This window comes from Methylobacterium sp. WL116 (assembly GCF_008039455.1).
Taxonomy (GTDB): domain Bacteria; phylum Pseudomonadota; class Alphaproteobacteria; order Rhizobiales; family Beijerinckiaceae; genus Methylobacterium.
Genome location: NZ_VRUV01000354.1, coordinates 1 through 4,825, shown reverse-complemented (window position 1 = coordinate 4,825; position 4,825 = coordinate 1). Strand labels below are relative to the sequence as shown.

5 protein-coding genes are annotated in these 4,825 nt (G+C 70.2%); 1 reads left to right on the top strand and 4 read right to left on the bottom strand.

The window, feature by feature from the left end; genetic code table 11:
- Positions 1 to 328, top strand: a 328-nt coding sequence (locus FV223_RS20225) for a hypothetical protein (protein WP_210247521.1), incomplete at its 5' end; no start/stop codon positions are given.
- Positions 329 to 388: 60 nt separating this feature from the next.
- Here the strand turns inward: FV223_RS20225 and hslV are convergent.
- The 4 genes from hslV to FV223_RS20205 all read right to left on the bottom strand — a co-directional run bounded on the left by hslV (position 389) and on the right by FV223_RS20205 (position 4,692).
- Positions 389 to 919: an ATP-dependent protease subunit HslV gene (hslV, locus tag FV223_RS20220; protein WP_147728687.1), complete on the bottom strand. Its 531-nt coding sequence runs from the start codon at positions 917 to 919 to the stop codon at positions 389 to 391.
- 108 nt (positions 920 to 1,027) lie between these two features.
- Positions 1,028 to 1,750: an ABC transporter ATP-binding protein gene (locus FV223_RS20215; protein WP_147728685.1), complete on the bottom strand. Its 723-nt coding sequence runs from the start codon at positions 1,748 to 1,750 to the stop codon at positions 1,028 to 1,030.
- A complete protein-coding gene (locus FV223_RS20210) occupies positions 1,743 to 3,815 on the bottom strand; it encodes a branched-chain amino acid ABC transporter ATP-binding protein/permease (RefSeq protein WP_147728684.1) in 2,073 nt (690 codons plus the stop codon). The genes FV223_RS20215 and FV223_RS20210 overlap by 8 nt, the downstream gene beginning before the upstream one ends.
- A 4-nt stretch (positions 3,816 to 3,819) precedes the next feature.
- Positions 3,820 to 4,692, bottom strand: a complete 873-nt coding sequence (locus FV223_RS20205; protein ID WP_147728683.1) for a branched-chain amino acid ABC transporter permease — start codon at positions 4,690 to 4,692, stop codon at positions 3,820 to 3,822.
- Positions 4,693 to 4,825 lie beyond the last annotated feature (133 nt).

Here is a 4,825-nt window from a genome sequence, read left to right as displayed (position 1 = left end):
CACAACCCACGCACCCGCACAATTCCTCCCTGCGGCTCCGCCATATCCAGCTCGTACGCTCTGCGCGCAGGACGCGGTGCGCACGGATCTGATGGCCTCGGTCAACGGCGCCCCCGACTTCAAGGACGGCAAGCGCCGGCTCAAGGCGCTGGTCGAGCCCGAGACGGTCTTCGAGGATCGCAAGGCCAAGCGGATGACCTGCCGCTACACCTCGGTCTGGGACGAGACCCAGGACACGGGCACGACCGAGACGCGCATGAAGATGACCTTCAAGGCCAGCGACGACGGCAAGGACGGCATCGACCTCGATTACAGCTTCGACAAGTAGCAGCCGCGCAGCCTCCCGGCGGCCCCAGGGCCGTCGGGACGGAGCCGGTGAGGGCCGGACCTAGCCCGCGTCGAGAGCCTCGAGGACGAGGCTCTCGTTGGTGTAGACGCAGATCTCGGCGGCGATCCGCATGGCCTTGCGCACGATCGCCTCGGCGTCGAGGTTGGTGTCCTCCAGGGCGCGCGCGGCCGACAGCGCGTAGTTGCCGCCGGAGCCGATCGCCATCACCCCGCCCTCCGGCTCGAGCACGTCGCCCGCGCCCGACAGCAGCAGGCTGACGTCCTTGTCGGCCACCAGCATCATCGCCTCCAGGCGGCGCAGGTAGCGGTCAGTGCGCCAGTCCTTGGTCAGCTCGACGCAGGCGCGGGTAAGCTGCCCGGGATACTGCTCGAGCTTGGCTTCCAGCCGCTCGAACAGGGTGAAGGCGTCGGCCGTCGCGCCGGCGAACCCGCCGATCACCGCGCCCTTGGCGAGCTTCCGGACCTTCCGGGCATTGCCCTTGACGATGGTCTGGCCGAGGCTGACCTGGCCGTCGCCGCCGATGACGACGCGGCCCCCCTTGCGCACCATCAGGATGGTGGTGGCGTGCATCTGGGCCGGGCCTGAATCGTCGTGTGCCAAGGGTGTCTCCGGGTGTCGCTCGGCGTCAGGTAGGGGCTCGCGCCCCGGATTGCCAAGCGGCACCGCGAAGACCCGCGGTCAGTGGTCGCCGCCGAGATAGGCCGCGCGCACCGCCGGATCGCTCTTGAGCCGGGCCGCCGGCCCCTGGAAGCGGATGCGGCCGTTCTCGAGGACGTAGGCGTAGTCGGCCACCCCGAGCGCCGCCATGGCGAACTGCTCGACGAGCAGCATCGTCACCTGCTCCTCCTTGAGCTGGCGGATGATGCGGAACACCTCCTCGACGAGCTTCGGCGCCAGCCCCATCGACGGCTCGTCCAGCAGCAGGATGTCGGGGCGCAGCATCAGGGCGCGGCCCATGGCGAGCATCTGCTGCTCGCCGCCCGAGAGCGTGCCGGCGAGCTGCAGCCGGCGCTCCTTGAGGCGCGGGAACAGCGCGTAGGCGCGCTCGCGGTCGGCGGAAACGTCGCCCTTGGGGCGCGAGCCGGTCAGCCGCGGGAAGGCGCCGAGCGTCAGGTTGTCCTCCACCGACAGGGTCGGGAACACCCGCCGCCCCTCCGGCGAGTGGGCGAGGCCGGCGCGGGCCACGTCGTGGCTGTCGAGCCCCGAGATCTCACGCCCGGCGAGCCGGATCGAGCCGGCGCGCGGCTGGATCATCCCCGAGAGGGCCCGCATCGTCGTGGTCTTGCCGGCCCCGTTGGAGCCGATCAGCGTCACGACCTTGCCCTTCGGCACCTGGAACGAGAGCCCGTGCAGGACCTCGATCTGGCCGTACCCGGCCGACAGGTTGGCGACCTCAAGCATGGGCTGGCTCCGGAGCGGCCGAGCCGCCCATGTCGTCGGGGGCGCCGAGATAGGCCTCGATCACCTTCGGGTCGGCCTGCACCTCGCGGGCCCCGCCCTCGGCGATCTTGTGCCCGAAATCGAGCACGCTGACCCGGTCGCACAGCCCCATCACCACGTCCATGTGGTGCTCGATCAGGATCACGGTGATGCCCGCGTCGCGGATCTTGCGGATGATCGCGGTCAGGTCCGCGATGTCGGGCGCGGTCAGGCCGGCGGCCGGCTCGTCCAGCAGCAGCAGCACGGGGTCGAGCGCCAGCGCGCGGCCGATCTCCAGGAGGCGCTGCTTGCCGTAGGGCAGGTTGCGGGCCTCCACCTGGGCGAGGCTCGACAGGCCCATGAAGTCGAGGATCGCCATCGCCCGGGCGCGGGCCTCGCGCTCCTCGCGGCGGCGCCGCGGCGTGCCGAGGATCGCGTCGACGATGGTGCCGTGGAAGGCGTGGTGCAGGCCGACGAGCACGTTCTCCAGGGCCGTCATCTCGCGGAAGAGCTGCACGTTCTGGAAGGTGCGGGCCACGCCGGCGAGCGCGATCTCGGAGGGCGTGCGCCCGTCGAGGCGCTTCGGCGCGCTGCCGGCCGCGGCCAGCGTCACCGCGCCGGCGGTGGGTTTGTAGATGCCGGTGAGCACGTTCATCATCGTGCTCTTGCCCGAGCCGTTCGGGCCGATGAGCCCGTGGATCGTGCCGGGCCTCACCGACAGGTCGACGCCGGCCAGCGCCTTTAGGCCGCCGAACTGCATCAGCGCCTGCTCGACCTGCAGCAGCGGCTCGGTGCCGGCGGCCTTGCCGCGCTGCGCGATCAGCGCGTCGCCGTCGGCCGAGAGCGCCTTGCCCTCCGCCGTGTGGGCCGGGCGGAGCGCCGGGATCTTCTCGCGCAGGAAGCCGACGATGCCATCGGGCAGGTAGTAGACCACGAACAGGATCAGCAGGCCGAACACGCTGAGCCGGAAGTCGGTGACCGATTGCAGCGCCAGCGTCGCGGGCAGGAACAGGATGCAGAGCACCACCGGCACGAGGATCGCGAAGCGGTTCTCGCGCCGGCGCAGGAAGGCCTGGATGCCGACGACGAGCGCCACGGCGGCGATGAGGCCGGCCATGATCCGCACCAGGTCGATGTCGGCCAGGATGTTGGGCATCATCACGATGATCGCCGAGCCGATCAGCGGGCCGGCCCGCGATTTCCGGCCGCCCATCGTCACCGCGAGCAGGAACAGCACGGTGAGCTCGAAGCCGTAGGAATTCGGGGCGACGTAGCGCTCCGACCAGGCGAACAGCGCGCCCGCGAGCCCCGCGAGCGCCGCCGAGACCACGAAGGCGTAGACCTTGTAGCGGTAGACGCTGACGCCCATGCAGTCGCAGGCGATCGGCGAGTCGCGCAGCGCCTCGAAGGCGCGCCCGAACGGCGAGCGCACGATGCGGTTCACCACCACGATCGTCAGCAGGAGGCAGGCGCAGACGAGATAGTAGAACTCGAGCTTGCGGCCGGCCGCGCCCCAGGGCGGGCTGATGCCGAAGCTCGCGAAGTCGATGACGCGGGCCGGCGGCAGGGTGATGCCGAGCGGCCCGTTGGTGATCGGCGTCAGCTCGTTGATGAAGATCTGCACGATGGTGCCGAAGGCCAGCGTCACCATCGCGAGGTACGGGCCGGTGACCCGCAGCGCCGGCACCGCGAGCAGCAGGCCGAAGGCGGAGGTGACGCCGATCCCGGCGAGCAGGCCCCACCAGATCCCGAGCTTGAAGTGCAGGAACAGCACGGCCGCCGCGTAGGCGCCGACGCCGAACAGCCCGGCATGGCCGAGGCTGACTTGGCCGGTATAGCCGACGACGATGTCGAGCCCGAGGATCAGGATCGCGTAGATCGCGATCACCAGCAGCAGGTGGATGTAGTAGCTGCTGGTGACCACGTGCGGGAAGGCGGCGAGGAACACCACGAGCAGCACCGCGCCCGCCGCGCCGATATGCCGGCCGAGACCGGCGGAGGCCGAGGGCGCCGGGGCGGCGGCCGGCGCGAAGGTGGAGTGCGCCATCGGCTCAGACTTTCTTGATCACGGCCTTGCCGAACAGCCCCACGGGGCGGATCGACAGCACGACGAGGAGCAGGATCAGGCCCGGCACGTCCTTGTAGCCGGTGGAGATGTAGAAGCCGGTCAGCGTCTCGGCGATGCCGAGGATCAGCCCGCCGACGATGACGCCGAGGCCGGATTCGAGGCCGCCGATGATCGCCACCGCGAAGGCCTTCAGCGCCAGCACCGCGCCCATCGTGGCGCCCGTCAGCGTGACCGGGGCGACGAGCACGCCGGCGAACGCCGCCGTCATCGCGCTGATCGAGTAGGACAGGGTGATGACGCGCTTGGTGTTGATGCCCATCAGGCCGGCGGCATCGATGTCGTTCGAGGTGGCGATCACCGCCTTGCCCCAGATCGACTTGCGATTGAAGATCTCGACCGCGAGCATCATCAGCAACGCCCCGGCGATTATCAGCAGCTCCATCGGCAGCATGCGGATGCCGCCGAGCTGCAGCGCCTCCTCGGGCAGCGGCGACGGGAACTTCAGGTCGTCGCGGCCCCAGATGTTCTCGGCGAGATTGCGAAAGATGATCCCGAGCGCGATGGTGGCCATGATCCACCCGTACTCGGACTTGATCTTCACCGCCGGGCGCACGCCGAGGCGCTCGACCACGGCGCCCAGCGCGAAGCCGAAGACCAGCACCAGCGGGATCATCAGCCAGTAGCCGGTGAACGGCGCCAGCGTCAGGCCGAACAGGGCGCCCAGCGCCAGCGCCTCGCCCTGCCCGAAGTTCAGCGTCTTCGAGGTGGCGAAGGTGAGCTGGTAGCCGAAGGCGATGGCGGCGTAGATCATGCCGACCGCGACGCCGGACGCGACGAGCTGCAGGAAGATGGTCATCGTGTCACCGGCGCCCGTGCGTGAGGGTTTGGTCGTTCATGACGCCCGGTCCCGACCCAATCCGTCGAGGCGTGGGCTCCCGTCCCGCTCGGGATCGGGCCGCGCGACGGGCGACCGGACGGCGTCGGGCCGG

Bases quoted from the DNA above. Each gene is read 5' to 3' on its own strand.
- hslV (WP_147728687.1), bottom strand. From the start codon at position 919: ATGCACGCCACCACCATCCTGATGGTGCGCAAGGGGGGCCGCGTCGTC.
- FV223_RS20215 (WP_147728685.1), bottom strand. From the start codon at position 1,750: ATGCTTGAGGTCGCCAACCTGTCGGCCGGGTACGGCCAGATCGAGGTC.
- FV223_RS20210 (WP_147728684.1), bottom strand. From the start codon at position 3,815: ATGGCGCACTCCACCTTCGCGCCGGCCGCCGCCCCGGCGCCCTCGGCC.
- FV223_RS20205 (WP_147728683.1), bottom strand. From the start codon at position 4,692: ATGACCATCTTCCTGCAGCTCGTCGCGTCCGGCGTCGCGGTCGGCATG.